17 protein-coding genes are annotated in these 20,114 nt (G+C 72.8%); 8 read left to right on the plus strand and 9 right to left on the minus strand.

The annotated features are described in order from the left end of the window. Positions 1–64 precede the first annotated feature (64 nt). Both ACIQMX_RS25220 and ACIQMX_RS25225 read right to left on the minus strand, forming a co-directional pair. Positions 65–868 (minus strand): alpha/beta hydrolase, encoded by an 804-nt coding sequence (locus ACIQMX_RS25220; RefSeq protein ID WP_363070707.1) that lies wholly within the window; start codon positions 866–868, stop codon positions 65–67. A 79-nt stretch (positions 869–947) separates the two neighbouring features. Further along, positions 948–2,390, minus strand: a complete 1,443-nt coding sequence (locus tag ACIQMX_RS25225) for a helix-turn-helix domain-containing protein (RefSeq protein WP_402481292.1) — start codon at positions 2,388–2,390, stop codon at positions 948–950. Between the two features lie 196 nt (positions 2,391–2,586). On the opposite strand from ACIQMX_RS25225, the gene ACIQMX_RS25230 reads away from it, so the two are divergent. Continuing rightward, entirely contained in the window at positions 2,587–3,954 is a 1,368-nt protein-coding gene (locus ACIQMX_RS25230) for a M64 family metallopeptidase (protein ID WP_363070703.1), read from the plus strand. Between the two features lie 89 nt (positions 3,955–4,043). On the opposite strand, the gene ACIQMX_RS25235 is transcribed toward ACIQMX_RS25230, so the two are convergent. The 6 genes from ACIQMX_RS25235 to ACIQMX_RS25260 form a co-directional block, all read right to left on the minus strand. Beyond that, the gene (locus ACIQMX_RS25235) at positions 4,044–4,991 is read right to left on the minus strand and encodes a DUF4862 family protein (RefSeq protein ID WP_402481295.1); all 948 of its coding nucleotides are present in this window, start codon (positions 4,989–4,991) and stop codon (positions 4,044–4,046) included. Positions 4,992–5,179: 188 nt separating this feature from the next. Next, the gene (locus ACIQMX_RS25240; protein ID WP_402481297.1) at positions 5,180–6,334 is read right to left on the minus strand and encodes a DUF4157 domain-containing protein; all 1,155 of its coding nucleotides are present in this window, start codon (positions 6,332–6,334) and stop codon (positions 5,180–5,182) included. A gap of 315 nt (positions 6,335–6,649) precedes the next feature. Continuing rightward, the gene (locus ACIQMX_RS25245; RefSeq protein WP_402481299.1) at positions 6,650–7,807 is read right to left on the minus strand and encodes an acetyl-CoA C-acetyltransferase; all 1,158 of its coding nucleotides are present in this window, start codon (positions 7,805–7,807) and stop codon (positions 6,650–6,652) included. Positions 7,808–7,839: 32 nt separating this feature from the next. Beyond that, positions 7,840–8,442 carry a TetR/AcrR family transcriptional regulator gene (locus ACIQMX_RS25250; protein ID WP_402481302.1) on the minus strand — a complete coding sequence of 201 codons (603 nt, stop codon included), beginning with the start codon at positions 8,440–8,442 and terminating at the stop codon, positions 7,840–7,842. Then, positions 8,439–9,224 (minus strand): SDR family oxidoreductase, encoded by a 786-nt coding sequence (locus ACIQMX_RS25255; RefSeq protein WP_402481304.1) that lies wholly within the window; start codon positions 9,222–9,224, stop codon positions 8,439–8,441. The genes ACIQMX_RS25250 and ACIQMX_RS25255 overlap by 4 nt, the downstream gene beginning before the upstream one ends. Next, positions 9,221–10,387: an acyl-CoA dehydrogenase family protein gene (locus tag ACIQMX_RS25260; protein WP_402481307.1), complete on the minus strand. Its 1,167-nt coding sequence runs from the start codon at positions 10,385–10,387 to the stop codon at positions 9,221–9,223. Before ACIQMX_RS25260 ends, ACIQMX_RS25255 begins: the two co-directional genes overlap by 4 nt. Positions 10,388–10,433: 46 nt before the next feature. Between ACIQMX_RS25260 and ACIQMX_RS25265 the strand changes: the two genes are divergently transcribed. From ACIQMX_RS25265 to ACIQMX_RS25295, 7 genes are all read left to right on the plus strand, one after another. Further along, positions 10,434–11,282, plus strand: a complete 849-nt coding sequence (locus tag ACIQMX_RS25265; protein WP_402481310.1) for an enoyl-CoA hydratase — start codon at positions 10,434–10,436, stop codon at positions 11,280–11,282. Beyond that, a complete protein-coding gene (locus tag ACIQMX_RS25270) occupies positions 11,282–12,457 on the plus strand; it encodes an acyl-CoA dehydrogenase family protein (protein WP_402481313.1) in 1,176 nt (391 codons plus the stop codon). Before ACIQMX_RS25265 ends, ACIQMX_RS25270 begins: the two co-directional genes overlap by 1 nt. Then, positions 12,457–13,449 (plus strand): acyl-CoA dehydrogenase family protein, encoded by a 993-nt coding sequence (locus tag ACIQMX_RS25275; protein WP_402481315.1) that lies wholly within the window; start codon positions 12,457–12,459, stop codon positions 13,447–13,449. The genes ACIQMX_RS25270 and ACIQMX_RS25275 overlap by 1 nt, the downstream gene beginning before the upstream one ends. Continuing rightward, on the plus strand, positions 13,446–14,519 hold the full coding sequence (locus ACIQMX_RS25280) for an acyl-CoA dehydrogenase family protein (protein ID WP_402481318.1): 1,074 nt from the start codon (positions 13,446–13,448) through the stop codon (positions 14,517–14,519). Before ACIQMX_RS25275 ends, ACIQMX_RS25280 begins: the two co-directional genes overlap by 4 nt. A 35-nt stretch (positions 14,520–14,554) precedes the next feature. Beyond that, positions 14,555–15,343, plus strand: a complete 789-nt coding sequence (locus ACIQMX_RS25285; RefSeq protein WP_402481321.1) for an SDR family oxidoreductase — start codon at positions 14,555–14,557, stop codon at positions 15,341–15,343. Positions 15,344–15,595: 252 nt separating this feature from the next. Next, entirely contained in the window at positions 15,596–16,414 is an 819-nt protein-coding gene (locus ACIQMX_RS25290; protein ID WP_402481324.1) for an ABC transporter ATP-binding protein, read from the plus strand. Continuing rightward, positions 16,411–18,918, plus strand: coding sequence for an FtsX-like permease family protein (locus ACIQMX_RS25295; protein ID WP_402481327.1), 2,508 nt, complete (start codon positions 16,411–16,413; stop codon positions 18,916–18,918). Before ACIQMX_RS25290 ends, ACIQMX_RS25295 begins: the two co-directional genes overlap by 4 nt. Positions 18,919–18,936: 18 nt before the next feature. Here ACIQMX_RS25295 and hsaA read toward each other — a convergent pair whose 3' ends face one another. Next, positions 18,937–20,103, minus strand: coding sequence for a 3-hydroxy-9,10-secoandrosta-1,3,5(10)-triene-9,17-dione monooxygenase oxygenase subunit (hsaA, locus tag ACIQMX_RS25300; RefSeq protein WP_363070675.1), 1,167 nt, complete (start codon positions 20,101–20,103; stop codon positions 18,937–18,939). Between the last annotated feature and the right edge of the window lie 11 nt (positions 20,104–20,114).

The raw sequence follows: 20,114 nt of genomic DNA on the forward strand, positions 1-20,114 counted from the left end.
TCCCGCCCGCCCGGCGACGCCTGGCCCGCCCTTCGGGCGGACGGCGCTGCTTTCGCGGCGCGCCCTAAGGTCTCGCCGCGAAGCCCAGGAGCAGCGCACTCGTCGCCTCCGGCGCTTCGAGGAGCGGCAGGTGCCCGACGCCGGGCAGCAGCTCGACCCTGCTGTCCGGCACCGCCTCGTACCGGTGGGCCGACGACGGCTGCCAGCGCGGGTCCGCCGCGCCGAAGACCACCAGCAGCGGGACCTTGAGGGCCGCGAGCCTCTCGGGCACGTTCCGCTCCTCGATGTAGGCGATGTGGCGACGGGACACCGCCCGGAAGGCGCGGTACGTGGTGCCCCGTACCCCGGCGACGAGGTCGTCCGGGATGTCCACCGTCCGCACGGCCGTCGCCCGGATCCCGCTGCGGATCGCCGCGTCCGAACGGAGCGCCCACAGGAGCGGGCCGAAGGGCGGGCCCAGCAGGAGGCGGAGGACGGCCGGCTGCGGAAGGAGCGCGTCGAGGCCCGGGCCGGTGCTGATCAGCGCGAGGGAGCTCACCAGGTCTGGGCGTCCTTCCGCGAGCGCGGTGGCGACGTAGCCGCCGCTGGAATGCCCGGCCACGGCGACCTGCCGGAGGCCGAGACCGTCGAGCAGCGCCGCCACCCGGCCCGCCTGTACGGGCACGTCGTACGACGCCGCGGGCGGGGACTGGCCGCAGCCGGGGAGATCGATCCGGATGACGTGGTGACGGGCGGCGAGGGCCGGGAGCATCGGGCCCCAGGTGCCGCCCGAGGCCCCCGATCCATGGATGAGCAACAGCGGAGGACCCTGTCGCGGGCCGTCGTGGACCACGTGCATGCCGTGCGGGAGAACGTCGAATTCGCTCATGCCGGGATGGTGCCGGGACGCTCTGCCGCCGGTCTTGTACAAATGTCGTCGTGGGGGCGGCGGTCGCTCCGGACCCTCCTCAGGCCCAGCTGCCGAACGGCGGCCGGGCGGGGGCGGGGCCGAGGGTGGTGGTACCCGGTTCGGCGCGGTGGCCGAGGCCGGTCCGGTAGGCGTTCAGCGCCGCTTCCGTCCGGCCCTCGCCGCGCAGCAGGTCCCCCAGCAGCCGGCAGATGTCGGCGAGGTCTCCGGCGGCTCCCGTCTGTTCGAGCAGGGAGAGCGCGGTGGCATAGTGCAGTTCGGCCGCCTCGGCGTCACCGGCCTCCTGGGCGATCATCCCGAGCAGCCGGTGGGCACCGCCCGCGTGCAACGCACCGCGGCCGGGCTTGAGTCCGGCCAGCAGGCTGTCCAGGAGTGCCGCGGCCTCCGCCGACTTCCCGCTCCTTCGCAGGACGTCGGCGAGTTCGACCTCCACCTGCGAGACGTACAGGGCGGCCCGTCTGGAGACCAGCATCGAGTGCGCGATGCGCAGTTCCGCCTCCGCCTGTGCGAGGTCGTCGTGCTGGGCACAGACGTAGCCCCGCATCCAGTGGCAGTGGGCCAGTTCGGTACGGATCTGGAGCTGTTCGTAGAGCTCGGTGGCCCGTGCCAGTGACGCCTGGGCGGCGTCGACCCTGCCCTCGGCCAGCAGCGTGCGCGCCACTGTCCGGTGCATGGTGGCGACCAGGGCGGGGTCGGACACCCGGGGTTCCAGGGCCAGGGCCAGTTCGGCCGCCTGCGCGGCACGGGCGTGGGCGCCCATGTCCATGTACGGGGCGATCGAGGCCGTGTAGAGCTGGAGCAACGCGCCCGGGTCGTGCAGCCCGGACGTGTTCAGTCCGTCGATGGCGCTCTCCAGCAGGTAGCACGCGTAGCGCAGTTCACCGGCCAGGTAGTGGGCGACCGACCTGCCCCGGACCGCCCGCGCCCTGGCGGGCAGCGGATCGTCCGCCAGCGCGTGCTCGGCCGCCTCGAACCGGGCCAGGGCCTCGGCCAGTTCGCCCGTCTCCAACGCGCATTCCCCGAGGCCCACGAGCGCCGCCGCCCGTTCCTGGGTGAGCCCGTACTCCTCGGCGCGGCCGAGGATCTCCTCGTAGGCGGCCCGAGCGTCGGCGGCGTCCTCGACGGCCAGGGTCCGCTGGGCGTCGGCCAGCCCCATCCGCAGCGCCGTGGCGATGTGGGTGGGCCGGCCCGTGGCGAGTTCCTCGCGGGCGACGCCGAGCCGCTCGGCGAGGTGCCGGAGACCCGCTTCGGACGGCCGCACCTTGCCGGCTTCGAGGGTGGAGACGTACGCGGCGGTGTACTCGGGCTCGGCGAGCTGTCGCTGGGTCAGCCCGCGTTCCTTGCGGAGCCGCTTGACCCGGCGGCCGATGGCGGCGGGCGCGTCCGGGGCCTCCTCCGGTACCGGGCCGGGCCCGGGTGCCCCGCCGCCGTCCGCCGTCGCTCTGCTGGTGTGCGCCATGACCGTCCTTCTTCCTGTGCCCATGCCCGGATTCTCCCGTTGGCGAAGAGCCCAGTTATCCAAAAGCAACATCTTTCCCGCCCTCGCACCCGTTGTGCGCCCTCCCTGCCGAAGCCTAAGTTAAACCGCAACTCAAACCGACTGAACCAACGACTTAATTCAGCCCGGATGTTGGAGGACGTCGACCACAGGCGCACCGGACACCGGAGTGAGGATCGGCATGCGCACGAACAGATCCACCGCCATATCCGTGGGCATCGCGTTCACAGCGATCATCGGCACGGCCCTCGCCGCCCCCGCGGCCGCCCTGGACCCGGAGCCGGCCCAGAAGCCGCGGGTCTCCGTCGAGTACTTCCCCGAGCCCGGTGGCGAGGGCCGCCGGACCGAGGTCCCGGTCAACACGGAGACGGTGAGCGGCCGTCCGGCCGCCCGGAGCCTGGCGCCCGCAGCGGAGACGAGCGACGGGGAGGTCGGGGAGCTGTCGGTGACCGGCCCCTCGGCCGACCGGCTCGACGTGGTGATCGTGGGCGACGGCTACACCGCCGACCAGCAGGAGGCCTTCCACACCGCGGCGGCCGCCAAGTGGGCGGACATCACCCGCATCGAGCCCTACTCGAGCTATCAGGGCCTGATGAACGTGTGGACCGTGGACGCGGTGTCCGCCGAATCCGGCATCACCGGCGATCCCGGCGCCGACGTCACCAAGGACACCGCGCTCGGCAGCTACTTCTGGTGCTCGCAGACCGAGCGACTGATCTGCGCGGACATCGACAAGGTCGCGTCCTACGCCGCCAAGGCCCCGGAGGCCGATCTGGTCGTCGTCGTCTCCAACTCCGCCAAGTACGGCGGCGCCGGCTACTCGGGGCTCGAAGCCGAGGGCTACCCGTTCGACGGTGTCTCGACCCTCTCCTCGGACAACGCGCAGTCGAGCATGATCGCCGCTCACGAGATCGCGCACTCGGTGGGCCTGCTGGCGGACGAGTACACGTACGACAGTTACGGCACCTGGACGGGCGGCGAAGTCCCCGACATCAACTCCAGCACCTTCACCGCGCAGCAGATGGCCGCCAACCGGACCAAGTGGTACCGCTGGCTCGGCGAGAGCGACCCCACGGGCGGCACCGTCGGTACGTACGAGGGCAGCAGCTACTACCCGTTCGGGATCTACCGCCCCACGTCCAACTCCATCATGCGGGCCCTGAACGTCAGCGAGTTCAACCTCCCCGGACGCGAGGCCATGATCGCCGGCTTCTACCGCGAGGCCAACGCGCTGAGCAGCGAGGTCGCCACGGACTCCGCGATCCTGCGGACCAGCCGCATCAAGGTCTCCCGGGCGCAGCTCACCGGCCTCGCCGCGCCGGAGCTGCGCTGGTACGTGGACGGCCGCCCCGTGAAGCGGGCGCAGGGTCTCTCCTCCGCCGTCCCCGCCGCACTGGGTGTTCCGGCGGACGGCAGGACGCACACCGTCACGGTCGCGTCCGTGGACCGGACCGCGTCGGTCCGCGACCCCGAGGTCCGTGCCGAGGCCACGGAGAAGCTGACCTGGACGGTCAGGGCGTCCGGGCGCAAGGGCCACAAGCAGCACTGACGAACGGCCGTTGGCCGGCCACGGGCACGACCACCGCGCCGGGCCGGGACTCCATGGTCCCGGCCCGGCGCAGCGCTGCCGCCGCCCCGTCAGCGGCTCCCGGCGGCCGGGGCGGTCCCGCGCGCGGGCAGGAGCCGCATGAGGCGGCCCACCATCGCGAGCCTCTCGTCGACCGTGGCATCGCCGGGAACCTGGATCTTCGCCCCGGCGTAGGCGATCGCGCCTTCCGCCGCGCGGAGGCACCGGCGCACCTCGTCCGCGTCCATGAGGGATGCGGGCTCGTCCTCGGCGAGAGGCAGGTGCGCGTCCGCCCACGGCCCCCCGTACACGTTCGCGGCCGGGCCGGCGCCGGAGAACATGACGCCCTCCAGCAGTCCTTCGGAGGCGAGCCGGGTGATCTGGGCGAGCGGCCGGCGGGGGTCCTGTGCCTCGATCACGGAACGGCCCCAGTTGACGGCGACGCCGATCCCTCCGGCCCGCGCGAGGGGGATCTCGGCCTCCAGCGACAGGAACCGCTTCTCGCCCGGAACGGTCGGCGCGTACGCGTCGCAGTGCTCCAGGACGAGCCGGGTGGACCAGGCGGCCGTGGAGGAATCGCTCGCCGTGATCTCGTCGAGCGAACGGGCGAACTCCTGCGCGACGGCCGTCACCGAAGGCGCGGTGTGGATGTGGAGGACGGAGACCGACTGCTCGCCGGTGAGCTGGTTCAGTTCCTCGGCGGCGGTGCGGGCCTCACGGAGAAACCCGAGCGCCGCCTGCCGGCCGTCGGGGTCCGCGGAGGCGAGACCGAAGGCATCCGAGACACCGACGCGCGCCATCGTGCCGGGAATCAGCGTGAGTACGGAACGGGTGAAACGGCCGCGCAACTGCGCGGCCAGCCAGGGAACGTCCTCCCCCAGCCCGTCGCGGTACGGGATCTCCAGCCCGTCGGCGATCCTCCGGCCGGCGAGCCCCTCGTAGAAGCGTTCCCGGTCGGCGCGCGAGGAGGGCAGGGCCGCATAGGCACCGACGAGAGCGGCGGGTGGTTCGATGTTCATGGTGTCGCATTCTACTTAAGGTCAGACATCAGATGTCTAGAGTCGGTGGGCACGGGCTCAGCATTCCGAGCGCGGCCGTACGCGCAAGGACCATCAGTCCGCCCGTCGCCGACCGGGGAGTTCACGGGCACACGAAAGGGACGCCCCGTCCTCGTTCCGGGGCGTCCCCATGACGTGGCCTGCCCGGTTCAGGCACCCGGGCACTGCACGGTGATCCCTGCCGCCCTCATGTCGTTGATGGCCCGGACGGAAGCTTCCCGGGACGCATTGCTTCTGCCGTACAGATGGTGGGCGATCACCGTGATGGCGAAGGTGTGGCCCATGTAGCCGTTTCTGGCGAACTCGCCGAGCCTCTCGGCGCAGCCTTCCGCGTCGGTCTTGGTCGTCGTTCCGTGGGTGCTGGAGCACGGACTCGCCGTGAGATCGATCACGAGTGTGTGCGCCTGGCCGCCTGCCGCCAACGCAGCGCTGACCTGAGGCTTTCCGTAAAGACCCCCCACGGCCGCATCGATTTCGTCGAGCAGTTGATCTTCCGCGTGGTCCATGGGCGAGTACGCGGAGGTCTCGCTGCTGAACGTCCCGATGGGCGTCCCGTTGAGTGTGGCCTGCAAGGTCACCGTGAAGCCCGGATGGGCCGTGACCTCGTCCCCCTGTTCGTAATGGACGCGCTGCAAAGCGGTGGTGGTGGTCACGTCCGGGCGCCGGGCCGTTCTGTCCGGACGGGCGGATGCCGTCCGCTGGAGAGGGCTCGGCCCGCCCATCACCCGTCGGGCGTTGGCCACGGCTTCGCGTTCGTAGCGGTCGGAGGGGTCGGAGACCTTCAGCCCCGCGCCGTTGTCGGTACCCGCGACCGCGCCCTTGCTCTGTTGAATCACGTGCGTGAGCTCGTGGGCCAGGGTGTGCTTGTCAGCGCCACCGTCGCCGATGACGACGTGGTTGCCCGAGGTGTAGGCACGGGCGCCGACCTCGGCGGCCGATGTCCTGGCGGCGCTGTCGGTGTGAATGCGCACATCGGAGAAGTCGGCCCCGAGCCGCGCTTCCATGTCGGTGCGGGTGGCGTCGTCGAGAGGACGACCGGGCGCCCGCAGGACATCGTGCACGGCAGACCGCTGTACGGCCGGCTGTTCGGTCTGCTGGTGACCGCAGCCCGCACCGTGCTGGTGCTCCTCCTGCGCCCAGGGGTGGCCGGCCTGCCGCAGCCTCTGGATGACGGCGGCATTGCCCACCGTGCCCTGCAGCACGGACAGCCCGCCAGGCGTTCTTCCGGGCGGCGCCACGGTTCTCGGGGTGCCGGAGGAGCGTTTGTTCTCCCCGGGGGTCTTGGCTGTCTCGTTCGCGTGCATCGTTTCCTTTCCGGGCGCCAGGTAGGAACGGGCGGTCCGATCAAGTCTCGCACCACCGCCGAAGCCTCCGGGCGCGGTTCCCGTACCGCAAGACAGCTCTGCCCGGACGCACTTGGTGTACGCGTCGCAGACGAAGCACCCCCAACGGGCAACGTGCGCCCCGACGATGACCAGGCCCCTCCCCGCCATCTCGTGGGGATCAGCGGACCTCGGTGCGGTGGCAGCCAGGAGGCGTTCGGGGCACTCGCCCGGGGATGACGGCACATGCCGGACCGCCCCGCGAAGCGGAGCCGGTCCGGCCGGCTGTCCGTTCCGTCAGAGGCGTTCGATGATGGTGACGTTGGCCTGGCCGCCGCCCTCGCACATGGTCTGGAGACCGTAACGGCCACCGGTGCGCTCCAGTTCGTGCAACAGCGTCGTCATCAGCTTGGTGCCGGTGGCGCCCAGCGGGTGGCCGAGCGCGATGGCGCCGCCGTTGACGTTGACCTTGTCCGGGTCGGCACCGGTCTCCTTCAGCCAGGCCAGGACGACCGGGGCGAACGCCTCGTTGATCTCGACCAGGTCCATGTCGTCGATGGACATCCCGGCCTTCTTCAGCGCGTACGCCGTCGCCGGGATCGGGGCCGACAGCATCCGGATCGGGTCCTCGCCACGCACGGAGAGGTGGTGGATGCGGGCCCGGGGTGTGAGGCCGTGCTCGGCGACCGCCCGCTCGGAGGCGATGAGCAGCGCCGAGGCCCCGTCGGAGACCTGTGAGGAGACTCCGGCGGTCAGCCGGCCGCCCTCGACGACGGGCTTGAGGCCGGCCATCTTCTCCAGCGAGGTGTCACGGCGCGGCCCCTCGTCCACCGCCACGTCCCCGTAGGCGGCGATCTCGCGGGTGAACCGGCCCTCGTCGATGGCGCGGGCGGCCCGCTGGTGCGAGCGGAGCGCGAAGTGCTCCATGTCCTCGCGGGAGATGCCCCACTTCTCGGCGATGAGCTCGGCGCCGTGGAACTGGTTGACCGGTGCGTCGCCGTAACGGGCGCGCCAGCCCTCGGAGCCGGCGTACGGGCCCTCGGTCAGGCCCAGGGGTTCGGCGGCCTGGCGGCTGGCGTAGGCGATGGGGATCATCGACATGTTCTGGGTGCCGCCCGCGACGACCAGGTCCTGGGTGCCGGACATGACGCCCTGGGCGGCGAAGTGGACGGCCTGCTGGGAGGAGCCGCACTGCCGGTCGACGGTGGTGCCGGGCACCTCCTCGGGAAGGCCCGCGGCGAGCCAGGCGGTGCGGGCGATGTCCCCGGCCTGCGGGCCGACGGTGTCCAGGCAGCCGAAGACGACGTCCTCGACCGCGGCCGGGTCGATGCCGCTGCGTTCGACCAGTGCTTTGATGACATGGGCCCCGAGGTCGGCGGGGTGGACGGCGGACAGGCCGCCCTTGCGCCGCCCGACCGGGGTGCGTACCGCTTCGACGATGTAGGCCTCGGCCATGACTGCTCCTTCGTATGAGAGGTGAGGGTGGATCAGGTCCTGGTGGTGATGCCCGCGAGGACCATCGACAGGTACTGGCGGGCGATCTCCTCCGGGCTGTGGGTGCCGCCGGGGCGGTACCAGGAGGCGGCCACCCAGACGGTGTCGCGCACGAATCGGTAGACCAGCCGCACGTCCAGGTCGCCGCGGAAGGCTTCTTCGGCCACTCCGCGCTCCAGGGTGCGCAGCCAGGCGTTCTCGAACTTCAGCTGGGAGTCGGCGAGATAGGCGAAGCGCGGCTGGGCGGACAGGTGCCGGGACTCCCGCTGGTAGATGGCCACCGCCGGGCCGTGCCGGTCGATCTGCCGGAAGGACTGGATGACGAGCGCCCCGATGGCCTCCTGCGGCCCCAGTCCGGCGGCGAGGACGGTGTCGTAGCCGGTCCACAGTTCGTCCAGGAAGGCCGAGAGGATCTCGTCGAGCATCGACTCCTTGGAGTCGAAGTGGTAGTAGAGGCTGCCCGCGAGCATCCCCGCCTCGTCCGCGATGCGGCGGACGGTGGTGGCGTTGTAGCCCTGGGCGGCGAACACCTCGGCGGCGGTCGCCAGGAGTTCGGCGCGCCGCCGGGCGTTGGCGGTCCCGGTGATCGCGTTCACGCCCTCTGGCTGCTGACGGAGACGGTCTCGCCCGTCATGTACGAGGAGTAGTCGCTGGCCAGGAAGACGATGACGTTGGCGATCTCCCAGGGCTCCGCGTACCGGCCGAAGGCCTCCCGTTCGGTGAGTTCGGCGAGCAGCTCCGGGGTGGTCACCTTCACCAGGTGCGGGTGCATGGCCAGGCTCGGGGCGACCGCGTTGACGCGTACGCCGAAGTCGGCCGCCTCCAGCGCGGCGCAGCGGGTGAGGGCCATGACTCCGGCCTTCGCGGCGGCGTAGTGGGCCTGGCCGCGCTGGGCGCGCCAGCCGACGACGGAGGCGTTGTTGACGACGATGCCGCCCGTGTCGCGGTCCTTGAAGTGGCGCAGAGCCGTGCGGGTGCAGCGGAAGGTGCCGTTCAGGGTGACGTCGAGGACCTTGGACCACTGGTCGTCGGTCATGTCGACGAGGTCGGCCGTGCCGCCGAGACCGGCGTTGTTGACGACGATGTCGAGCCCGTCGTGGCGTTCGGCGGCGAGCGCGAACAGGGCGTCGACCTGCCGCTGGTCGGTGACGTCGCAGGGCAGGGCGGCGACCTTGTCCGCGCCGAACTCCTCGGCCAGGGCGGCGGCGCTCTCCTTCAGGCGGCGCTCGTGGGCGTCGCCGATGACGATCCGGGCGCCCTCCTCCAGGAACTTGCGGGCGGTCGCTCCGCCGATTCCGGCGCCCGCGGCTGCGGTGATCACGGCGGTGCGTCCGGCCAGGAGGGAGTGGCCCGGTACGTAGGGCGGCTGGGGGGTCACGGGCGGATCTCCTTGGGCAGGCCGAGGACGCGCTCGGCGATGATGTTGCGCTGGATCTCGTTGGATCCGGCGTAGATGGTGTCGGAGCGGGAGAAGAGGAACAGCCGCTGCCAGTCGTCGAGTTCGTAGGGTGCTTCGGGGGCGGTCATGCCGCCGGCACCGAGGACGGCCATGGCGAGTTCGCCGAGTTCGCGGTGCCAGGTGGCCCAGAAGATCTTCCCGATGGACGCCTCGGGCCCCGGGGCTCCCGCCGTGACGCCGTCGAGCATGCGCAGGGCGTTGAACCGGATGGTCTCCAGGCCCGTCCAGGCGCGGGCGAGCCGGTCGCGGATCAGCGGGTCGTCCGCGGCGCCGTTCTGCCGGGCCAGGCCGATGAGGGTCTCCAGTTCGCGCCGGAAGCCGACCTGCTGGCCGAGGGTGGATACGCCGCGTTCGAAGCCGAGGGTGGCCATGGCGACCCGCCAGCCGTCGCCCGGTTCGCCGACGATGTCCGCCGCGCCGGTGCGGGCACCGTCGAAGAAGACCTCGTTGAACTCGGAGGTGCCGGTCAGCTGCCGGATCGGCCGGATCTCCACACCGGGCTGGTCGAGCGGGACCAGGAGGTAGGACAGGCCCGCGTGGCGGGCCGAGCCGGACTCGGTGCGGGCGACGACGAAGCACCACTGGGCTTCGTGGGCGAGTGACGTCCAGGTCTTCTGCCCGGTGACCACCCAGTCCTCGCCGTCCCGCTCGGCCCTGGTCCGTACGTTCGCCAGGTCGGATCCGGCGTCCGGCTCGCTGTAGCCCTGGCACCACAGTTCCTCGACGGCGACGATCGGCGGCAGGAAGCGGGCCTGCTGCTCGGGTGTGCCGAACGCCACCAGGGTCGGGCCGAGCAGCTGCTCCCCGATGTGGTTGACCCGGGCGGGAGCGTCGGCCAGTGCGTACTCCTCGTGGAAGGCGACCTGCTGCTCGATGGTCGCGCCCCGGCCGCCGTGCTCCTCGGGCCAGCCCACACACGTCCAGCCCTCGGTCGCCATGTGCCTTTCCCAGGCGAGCCGTTCGGCGAATGCCTCGTGCTCACGGCCGGGTCCGCCGCGGCCCCGGAGGCCCGCGAAGGCGCCGGTGAGGTTGGCGGCCAGCCAGCCGCGGATCTCGGTGCGGAACTCCTCGACGCTGCTCATGGGGGTACGTTAATCTACCAAACACTTGTTAGGGAAGGAGGGGCCGATGTCCGCTGCCCACGACGAACCGGTGCGCTACGAGAAGCGGGGCCCTGTCGCCACGGTCACCATGAACCGGCCCGACTACCGCAACGCGCAGAACTCCGCGATGACCTACGCCCTGGACCGGGCGTTCTACCGCGCGGCCGACGACAGCGAGGTGAAGACCGTCGTCCTGGCCGGGGCGGGCAAGCACTTCTCGGCCGGCCACGACATCGGAACCCCCGAGCGGGACGCGCATCTGCCGTTCGAGCGCCGGGCCGGACTCTGGTGGGACCACTCGGACAAGGAAGGAGCGGAGAGCCGCTTCGCCCGCGAGTCCGAGGTGTACCTGGGGATGTGCCGCCGCTGGCGGGAACTGCCCAAGCCCGTCATCGCGTCCGTCCAGGGCGCATGCGTGGCGGGCGGTCTGATGCTGGCCTGGGTGTGCGACCTGATCGTGGCCTCGCAGGACGCATTCTTCGCCGATCCGGTGGTCCGGATGGGCATCCCGGGCGTCGAGTACTTCGCCCACCCGTGGGTGATGCCGCCACGGATCGCCAAGGAGTTCCTCTTCACCGGTGACCGGATGAGCGCGCAGCGCGCGTACGAGGTCGGCATGGTCAACCGGGTCGTACCGCGGGAGGAACTGGCCGCTCGTACGGAGGAGTTGGCGCTGAAGATCGCCGAAATGCCGCGCATGGGCCTGGCGCTCACCAAGCGCGCGGTCAACCAGGCCGAGGACCTCCAGGGCATGCACACCGGGATGGACTCGGTGTTCGGCCTGCACCACCTGGCGCACGCGCACAACGCCGAGACCGCACCGGACGCACTCGGCGGCATGGACATCCGGGCGATGAAGAAGGCGGGCGCCTGATGGACCTCGATTTCGACGCGGCCGACGAGGCGTTCCGTACCGAGGTACGCGACTGGCTGGCCGCCCACGTCCCGGCCGCTCCGCTGCCGTCCCTGGAGACCGCCGAGGGCTTCGCCGCACACCGGGAGTGGGAGGCGGCCCTGGCCGCGGACCGCTGGTCGGTGGTCTCCTGGCCCGGGGAGTTCGGCGGGCGCGGAAGTTCGCTGCTCCACTGGATGATCTTCGAGGAGGAGTACTACGCCGCAGGCGCTCCGGGCCGGGTCAGCCAGAACGGCATCAACCTGCTCGCCCCGACGCTCTTCGAGAACGGCACTGCCGAACAGCGGGCCCGGGTACTGCCCGCGATGGCGCGCGGTGAGGTCATCTGGGCGCAGGCCTGGTCCGAGCCGGAGTCCGGCTCGGACCTGGCCTCGCTGAAGTCGAGGGCCGTACGGACCGAGGGCGGCTGGCTGCTCAGCGGCCAGAAGACCTGGTCCTCGCGGGCGGCCTTCGCCGACCGGGCCTTCGGCCTGTTCCGCAGCGACCCGGACGCGGACCGGCCGCACCGGGGGCTCACGTATCTGATGTTCCCGCTGGACGCCGAGGGCGTGACCGTACGCCCCATCGGGCGGCTCGACGGAAAGCCCGCCTTCGCCGAACTCTTCCTGGACGAGGTGTTCGTACCCGACGAGGACGTCATCGGTGAGCCCGGTCAGGGCTGGCGGGTCGCGATGAGCACCACCGGCAACGAGCGCGGGCTCACCCTGCGCAGCCCGGGCCGCTTCACAGCCGCCGCGGACCGCCTGACGGCCCTGTGGCGGGAGCACGGCGACCCGGCGGACACGGCCCTGCGGGACAGGGTCGCCGACGCGGTGATCGGGGCCCGCGCCTACCGGCTGTTCTCCTACGCGGGCGCCTCCCAGGTCCTGCACGGCGACGGCGGGCCCGCCGGAGCCGTCTCCAGCCTCAACAAGATCTACTGGTCCGAGCTCGACATCGCCCTCCACGAGACGGCGCTCGACCTGCTCGGCCCGTACGGCGAACTCGCCGACCACGCGACCCAGTCGCCGGACCACGGCAGCTGGTCCGAGGGATACACCTTCTCGCTGGCCGGTCCCGTCTACGCGGGCACCAACGAGATCCAGCGCGACATCATCGCCGAGCGGCTGCTCGGCCTGCCGAAGGGACGCCGCTGATGCGTTTCCTCCTGGACGCCGAGCAGCGGGACTTCGCCCGCTCCCTCGACGCCCTGCTCGCCTCCTGCGACACCCCGGCCGTCGTGCGGTCCTGGGCGGCCGGAGACCACGTCCCGGGGCGTGCCGTCTGGGCCCGGCTGGCCGAGGCCGGAGTCTTCGCGCTCGCGGTCGCGGAGAAGTACGAGGGGTTCGGGCCCCTCCCGCTCGAACTCACCCTCGCCTTCGAGGCGCTGGGGCGCCACGCGGTCCCCGGACCCCTGGTCGAGACGGTGGCCGCGGCGGCCCTGCTGGACCGGCTCGGCGACGACCGCATCGCCGCCGCCAAGCTGCCCGCGATCGCCTCCGGGAAGTCGGCCTTCTCCCTCTGTGTGACCTCGCTCGGCCCGTACGCCCTGGACGCCGACATGGCCGACGCGGTGTTCGTGGTGGACGGCGACATCCTGCGCCTCGCCGGCGGGACGGGGAGCGTGCAGCCCTCGGCGGACCCCGCGCGGCGACTGTCGCGGCCTTCGGAGGGCGCGGTCCTCGCCCAGGGGCCCGCGGTGGCGGCCGCCGCCCGGTACGCCGCGGATGTGGCCGCGCTCGCCACGGCCGCCCAGGCCCTCGGGGCCGGCCGGACCCTGCTGGCCCGCACCGTCGAATACGTCACCCAGCGCTCCCAGTTCGGGGTGCATATCGGCTCCTTCCAGGCGGTCAAGCACCGGCTGGCCGACACGCTGCTGGCCCTGGAGTTCGCCGGGCCGCTGGTGCACGGCGCCGCGCTCGCGCTCGCCGCGGGCGACGAGGGCGCGGGCGGTGACATCGCCGCGGCCAAGGTCACGGCGGGCGAGGCCGCGTACGCGGCGGCGCGCACGGCCCTGCAACTGCACGGCGCCGTGGGCTACACCGATGAGCTCGACCTGTCCCTGTGGATCCGCAAGGCCCGCCCCCTGCGGGACGCGTGGGGCACCCCGGCCGCCTGCCGGGCCCGCGTCATGGGAGTTGCCCGATGAGGCTCACCGAGGAGCAGGCGGAACTGCGGTCCGCCGTACGGGCGTTGCTGGCGCAGCATCATGCCGAGGCTGCCTGGGAGCCGTTGACCGGACAGATCGGCGCGGCGGGTCTGGCGGTGCCCGAGGAGTACGGCGGGGCCGGCGGCGGCGCGCGCGATGTCCATGTGCTGATGGAGGAGCTGGGCCGGGCCCTGAGTCCGCTGCCTTGTCTGGGCTCCGCGGTCCTCACGACGGGCGCTCTGCTGGCCTCCGGGGACAAGGAGGCGTGCGGGCGGCTGCTGCCGGGGCTTGCCGAAGGCACCACGGTGGGCGCCCTGGCCTGGGCCGAACGGGGTTCCTGGGACCACGAGGCGATACGCGCCGAGGCGGTACGGCCCTCCGGCGGCGCCTGGCTGATCACCGGGACCAAGGAACACGTGCTGGACCGGCCGGGCGTGGACGTCCTGCTCGTCGCCGCCCGTACGGCACACGGGGTCGCGCTCTTCGAGGTGGCGCCCGATGCCCCCGGGGTCCGCCGGGAGCCCGTCGTCACCATGGACGGGACCCGGGCCCAGGCCCGGTGGGTACTGGACGGCGCCGAGGCGCGCCTGCTGGGCGCGGCCGGAGACGGCGGACGGTATCTGGAGCACGTGCGGGATCTGGCCTGCACGGCACTGGCCGCGGAACAGGTGGGTGCGGCCGAGCGCTGTCTGGAGCTCACCGTCGACTACGCCAGGACCCGGGTCCAGTTCGGACGGGCCATCGGCTCGTTCCAGGCGGTCAAGCACCGGCTGGCGGATGCCTACGTGCTGGTGGAGTCGGCGCGTTCGGCGGCGCTCGGTGCCGCGTTCGCCGCCGACGAGGATCCGGGCGCGCTGCCACGGGCCGCCGCCGTCGCCAAGTCCGTCTGCTCCGAGGCGTTCGCGGCGGTGGCCGGCGAGATGATCCAGCTGCACGGCGGGATCGGGATCACCTGGGAGCACGACGCGCACCGCTACTTCAAACGGGCGCACGGGTCCGGCGAGCTGTTCGGGCCGCCGGCCCTCCACCGGGCACGGCTCGCCGCCGGGCTCGGCCTGACCAGCCACTGAGCAGATCTCATCAGACAGAGGAAGGGGCGCAACACATGGACACCGGAATGCCGTTGGAGTTCACGGGACACGTGGTGCTGGTCACCGGCGGCACCAAGGGAATCGGCGCCGCCATTGCCGGGGCGTTTCTCGGTGCCGGGGCGGACGTGGTGGTCTGCGGCCGCAGCACCCCGGAGGTCCTGCCCGCGGCCGGGGGCCGGGAGGCGGTCTTCGTCCCGGCCGACGTGCGCGATCCGGCCGCGGCGTCCTCGCTGGTGGACGCGGCGGTGGAACGCTTCGGCCGGCTCGACGTGCTGGTCAACAACGCGGGCGGTTCCCCGGACGCCGACGCCGCCACCGTCTCGCCGCGTTTCGTGGAGAAGATCGTCGCGCTCAACCTGCTCGCGCCGTTCTACGTGGCGCAGGCCGCCCACCGCGTCATGCGGGCCCAGGACGGCGGCGGTTCGGTCATCAACATCGGCAGCGTCTCCGGCCAGGACCCGCAGCCGGGCACCGCGGCCTACACGGCCGCCAAGGCCGGTCTGCTGGCCCTCACGAAGGCGCTGGCCCTGGAATGGGCACCGGCGGTCCGGGTCAACCACATCACCACGGGTCTGATCCGCACCGAGAGCGCCGCGTCGGTCTACGGTCCGGACGGCGGCGCGGCGGTGGCGGGCGTCATCCCGATGGCGCGGATGGCCGTGCCCACGGACGTCGCCCACGCCTGTCTGTTCCTCGCGGGCGGTCTGTCCGGGTACATCAGCGGTGCGGACCTCGCGGTGCACGGCGGCGGGGAGTTCCCCGCCCGCTACCTCGCGGCGAAGTCGGCCGCCGGACCGGAGTGAGCGCCGCGGGACGCCCGGGACGGGGCCGGGCGCGGGCTGATCGACCGGGCGCCGACGGGCCGGCGAGCCGCGGCGCTTCCGGCGGCCGGTGAGCACCGGGACCGGCCGGGGCCTTGTCCCCGTCCCTGACGAGGGACAAGGCCCGGCCTCGGGTTATCCCCACCTCTGATCCTCCGGCAGTCGCCATGGTCCGCCCCCGCCGTGATCCGTAGCGTCGGAGTCATCGGCTCGAAGGATCGCGAGAGGACGGACATGAGGCTGCGCGGCGGCAGACGACAGGAGACGGGCGAGCAAACGGAGGCCTCACAGGGTGCGACCGGTCCCGCCGTCGAACTGCGCGGCGTGCGGCGGCGGTACGGCCGCGGCGCCGGCACCGTACACGCTCTCGCGGGCATCGATCTGGTTCTGCCGCGCGGTACGTTCACCGCCGTCATGGGCCCGTCCGGGTCCGGCAAGTCCACGTTCCTGCAGTGCGCCGCCGGCCTCGACCGGCCGTCTGCGGGCTCGGTGCGCCTGGGCGGTACGGAGATCACCGGCATGGGCGAGAACAAGCTCACCGAGCTGCGCCGCAGCCGTATCGGTTTCGTCTTCCAGGCCTTCAACCTGCTGCCCTCGCTGACCGTGGAACAGAACGTGCTGCTCCCCATGCGTCTCGCGGGGCAACGCCAGGACCGTCGCCGGGCGGAGGCGGTCCTGGCGCGGGTCGGCCTCGCCGACAGGGCGAAGCGCCGGCCGGGTGAGCTCTCCGGCGGCCAGCAGCAGCGCGTGGCCATCGCCCGCGCCCTGATCACCGCCCCCGACGTGATCTTCGCCGACGAGCCCACCGGCGCCCTCGACACCGTCACCGCCGCCGAGGTCCTCGGCCTGCTCCGGCATGCCGTCGACACCCTCGGAGCCACCGTCGTCATGGTCACGCACGACCCGGCGGCGGCCGCCTGGGCCGACCGCGTGCTCTTCCTCGCCGACGGCGTCCTGGCCGGCGCCCTCGACCGGGGTTCGGCGGCACAGATCGGAGCGCGCATGGCCGCTCTGGCCTCCCGCCCCGGCCCGCTGACGGGGATCGCGGCATGAGGCGGCTCACCCCCAACGGCCTCGCCCGCGCGGCCGTCCGCTTCAAGCCCGCGTCGTTCGCCGGCACCTTCGTGGCGCTGATGATGGCTGCGCTGATCGTCTCGGCCTGCGGGATCCTGCTGGAGACGGGCGCCCGCGCGTCGGTGCCGGCCCAGCGGTACGCACGGGCACCGGTCGTCGTCGCCGCGGACCAGTACGCCCGCCTCGTCACGGGCAGCGGCGACAGCCGGTCCGAGTCGGCGAACCCGTTGCCGGACACGGCTCGTGTGGACACCGCGCTGGCCGGCGAGGCTGCCCGCGTGCCGGGCGTCGCGGCGGCGGTACCGGACTTCGAGTTCCCGGTGCGCCTGGGCGAGGGCGCGCTGACGGGCCACGGCTGGGGATCGCACGCCTTCACCGGCACCGCGCTCACCTCCGGTGCCGCACCCCGGGCGGGCGAGGTCGTGCTCGACGCGGCGGCCGCTCACGCGGCGAAGGCCGGCGTCGGTGACACCGTCGCGCTCGAAACCGCGGCCGGCCGGGCGGACTTCCGCGTGTCCGGGCTGGCGGGCGCGGGTCCGGGCGACGCGGCCGGGAGGGCGACGGGCTGGTTCGCCGACGTGCAGTCACCCGTACTCGCCGGGCATCCCGGCAAGGCCGATGCCATCGCCGTCCTGGCGAAGGACGGCGCCTCCCCCGCGGACAGCACGGCTGTCGCCGCCGGTGTGCGGAAGGCGCTCGCCGGCACGGGAGCCGAGGTCCGCACGGGCGAGGGCCGCGGCGCCGTCGAGAACCACGGGCTGGCCTACGCCAAGGAAACCCTCACCGGGCTCGGGGGCTCGTTCGGCTCGATCGCCGCCCTGGTCGCCGTCTTCACGATGTCCGGCACGGTCGCCCTCTCCGTCGGCCAGCGCGCCCGGGAGTTCGCACTGCTGCGGGCCGTCGGCGCCACCCCGCGCCAGATCCGCCGCGCGGTCGCCTCCGAGGCGCTGCTCGTCGCGCCCCTGGCCGGGGCCGTCGGCTGCCTGCCGGGCATCGGACTCGCGCACTGGTGGTTCGCTCAGCTGAAGGACCGCGGCGCGGTCCCGGACGCGGTGGACCTGCGGGTCTCCTGGATCCCGCTCGTCGTCGCCATCGGCACCGGGCTGCTGACCGCGCTCGTCGCAGGCTGGGCCGCCGGGCGCCGGCCGGCGAGGATCAAGCCGGGCCGGGCACTGGCCGAGGCGTCGGTGGAGCGGCTGCGTCCCGGCGTGATCCGTACCGTGCTGGGGCTGGGCGCCCTCGTCGGCGGCGGGTTCTTCACCGTCTTCGCCGCCCGTTCGGCCGGGGACGACGCGGCCAACGCCGCGCTCGGTGTCGTCATGCTGTTCATGCTCGCCGTCGCGCTGCTGGGCCCGCTGGTGGCGCGGCTGTGCGCCGCGCTGGCCGGGCTCGCGCTGGACGTCCACGGCGCCGCCCCGGCCGCGCTCGCCGCCGCCAACTCCCGTACGAACGCCCGTCGGCTGGCCTCCGCCATCACACCGATCGTGCTGGCCATGGCCTTCGCCTCGACGCTCGCCTTCATGCACACGAGCGAGAGCCATGCCGCGGCCGGGCAGCTGCGCGCCGGAGTGACCGCGGACCACGTCGTCACCCACCCTGCCGGGCTGCCCGCCGACGCCGTCGGCCGGGCAGCCCGCGCGCCAGGAGTGGACGCGGCGGTGGGCCTGCTCGACACGCAGGTGCTCGTGCCCGTCGGCTCGGGCGGCGACCGGTGGCTCCAGGGCTCGTCGGTCCAGGGCGTCACCGGTTCCGGCGCGCAGCTCGCTCGGGTGCAGGATCTCGATGTGCGCAGCGGCGGCCTGGACCGGCTCGGGCCGGGCCGGATCGCCATCGACAGGACGCTCGCGATGTCGGCGAAGGTGGAAGTGGGCGACAGGCTGCCGATGTACCTGCCGGACGGCACCAGGACCAGCCCCGAGATCATCGCCGTGTACGGCCGGGGGCTCGGGCTCGCCGCCGTCACCATGGACCGCGCCTCGCTGACCGGCCACGTCACGTCCGGTTTCGCCACCACGCTGCTGGTACGCGGCGCAGACGCGAAGGCCCTCGTTCCGCTGGGCACGGTCACCGACGCGTCCGGCTACGCGGTCGAGGAGACCGCCGACCGCGCACTCAACGCCTGGGCCAACTACACGATGGCCGGGGTCCTGGGCGGCTTCGCCGCGATCGCCGCCGTCAACACCCTCGTGATGACCGTCCTGGACCGCCGCCGCGAGCTCGGCATGCTCCGTCTCGTCGGGGCCACCAGGCGTCAGGTGATGGACATGCTGCGCTGGGAGGGCCTGCTGGTGGCGGTGGCGGGCGTCGTCCTGGGTACGGCCATCGCCGCGGCCACCCTCTTCCCGATGGTGCGCGGCCTGACCGGTGAGACCCCGTACGTGCCCCCGCTCGCGTACGGGTCCTTCGCCGCCGTCGCGGTGGGCCTCGCCCTGCTCGCCGTCACGCTCCCGGCGCGAGGGGCGCTCCGTGCCCGGGAGGGCTGACCTGCGGGCGACCGCGGATCAGACCAGGTTGTCCTCGACCGTCAGGCCGAACGCTCCGCGCCCGTACATCGCGAGGGCGCGTTCCACGTCGTTGGCGACGTGGACGCTGCCCGCGTGGGCGTCGCGCCAGGCGCGTTCGACGGGGTTGCCGCGCCGCAGCGCGTTGCCGCCGGCGGTCTTGAAGAGCAGGTCGATGGCGGCGACCGCCCGTTCGGTGCCCCGGACCTGGTCGCGCCGGGTGCGCAGCCTCAGCTCCATCGGTATCTCCTGCCCGGCGGAGGCGAGTTCGAGCAGCTCGCGCATGTTCCGGTCCATCTGGAGCACGGTCGCGTCGATGTCGGAGGCGGCCCGTGCGATGGCGACCTGGGCGAACGGGTCCTCGGCGAAGTTCCCGCCGCCCAGGCTGAGTCGCACCCGCTCCTTCATGCGCGTCACGTACGAGGCGTAGCCGCCGGAGACGGCCCCGAGCACCGGTGCGGTGACCGCGCTGGTGAAGATCGCGCCGAACGGCAGCCGGTACAGCGGCCCCGGGTTGACCTGCTGCCCCGGCACCTTCAGCTGGGCCTGCTCGTAGTTGCGCAGGACCCGGTGCGCGGGGACGAACGCCGTCTCGACGACGACGTCGTTGCTCGCGGTTCCGCGGAGCCCGACCACGTCCCACATGTCCTCGATGCGGTAGTCGGCCCGGGGCACCAGCACGGTGAGGAAGTCCACCGGCCGGCCCTGCGCCCCGACGACGAGGGCTCCGAGCAGCGCCCACGAGGCGTGCTCGCAGCCCGAGGAGAAGCTCCACCGGCCGGCCAGCTCGTAGCCGCCGTCGACGGGGGTGAGCCGGCCCACGGGTGCGTAGGAGGAGGAGATGCGGGTGTCCGGGTCCTCGCCCCACACGTCCCTCTGCGCCCGTTCGGGGAACAGGCCGAGCTGCCACGGGTGGACGCCCAGGACGGATGCCACCCAGCCCGTGGAGCAGCACACCGCGGAGATCTCCCGCACCACCCGGTAGAAATCCACCGGATCGCTCTCCAGGCCGCCGAACCGGGACGGCTGGAGCATCCTGAACACCCCGGCCCCGGACAGCTCACGGATCGTGGCGGGCGGGATGCGCCGTGCCTCGTCCGTCGTGACGGCCCTCTTCCCGATGGCCGGCAGCAGGGCGCGTACCGATTCCAGAACCTCGTTGCCCATAGTCCGTCCTC

Origin of the sequence: Streptomyces sp. NPDC091416 (assembly GCF_044756845.1) — a bacterium.
GTDB lineage: Bacteria > Actinomycetota > Actinomycetes > Streptomycetales > Streptomycetaceae > Streptomyces.

Bases quoted from the DNA above. Each gene is read 5' to 3' on its own strand.
- ACIQMX_RS25235 (WP_402481295.1), bottom strand. From the start codon at position 4,991: ATGAACATCGAACCACCCGCCGCTCTCGTCGGTGCCTATGCGGCCCTG.
- ACIQMX_RS25245 (WP_402481299.1), bottom strand. From the start codon at position 7,807: ATGGCCGAGGCCTACATCGTCGAAGCGGTACGCACCCCGGTCGGGCGG.
- hsaA (WP_363070675.1), bottom strand. From the start codon at position 20,103: ATGGGCAACGAGGTTCTGGAATCGGTACGCGCCCTGCTGCCGGCCATC.
- ACIQMX_RS25275 (WP_402481315.1), top strand. From the start codon at position 12,457: ATGCGTTTCCTCCTGGACGCCGAGCAGCGGGACTTCGCCCGCTCCCTC.
- ACIQMX_RS25260 (WP_402481307.1), bottom strand. From the start codon at position 10,387: ATGAGCAGCGTCGAGGAGTTCCGCACCGAGATCCGCGGCTGGCTGGCC.
- ACIQMX_RS25285 (WP_402481321.1), top strand. From the start codon at position 14,555: ATGGACACCGGAATGCCGTTGGAGTTCACGGGACACGTGGTGCTGGTC.
- ACIQMX_RS25270 (WP_402481313.1), top strand. From the start codon at position 11,282: ATGGACCTCGATTTCGACGCGGCCGACGAGGCGTTCCGTACCGAGGTA.
- ACIQMX_RS25225 (WP_402481292.1), bottom strand. From the start codon at position 2,390: ATGGGCACAGGAAGAAGGACGGTCATGGCGCACACCAGCAGAGCGACG.
- ACIQMX_RS25280 (WP_402481318.1), top strand. From the start codon at position 13,446: ATGAGGCTCACCGAGGAGCAGGCGGAACTGCGGTCCGCCGTACGGGCG.
- ACIQMX_RS25230 (WP_363070703.1), top strand. From the start codon at position 2,587: ATGCGCACGAACAGATCCACCGCCATATCCGTGGGCATCGCGTTCACA.
- ACIQMX_RS25290 (WP_402481324.1), top strand. From the start codon at position 15,596: ATGAGGCTGCGCGGCGGCAGACGACAGGAGACGGGCGAGCAAACGGAG.
- ACIQMX_RS25240 (WP_402481297.1), bottom strand. From the start codon at position 6,334: ATGCACGCGAACGAGACAGCCAAGACCCCCGGGGAGAACAAACGCTCC.
- ACIQMX_RS25220 (WP_363070707.1), bottom strand. From the start codon at position 868: ATGAGCGAATTCGACGTTCTCCCGCACGGCATGCACGTGGTCCACGAC.
- ACIQMX_RS25265 (WP_402481310.1), top strand. From the start codon at position 10,434: ATGTCCGCTGCCCACGACGAACCGGTGCGCTACGAGAAGCGGGGCCCT.
- ACIQMX_RS25295 (WP_402481327.1), top strand. From the start codon at position 16,411: ATGAGGCGGCTCACCCCCAACGGCCTCGCCCGCGCGGCCGTCCGCTTC.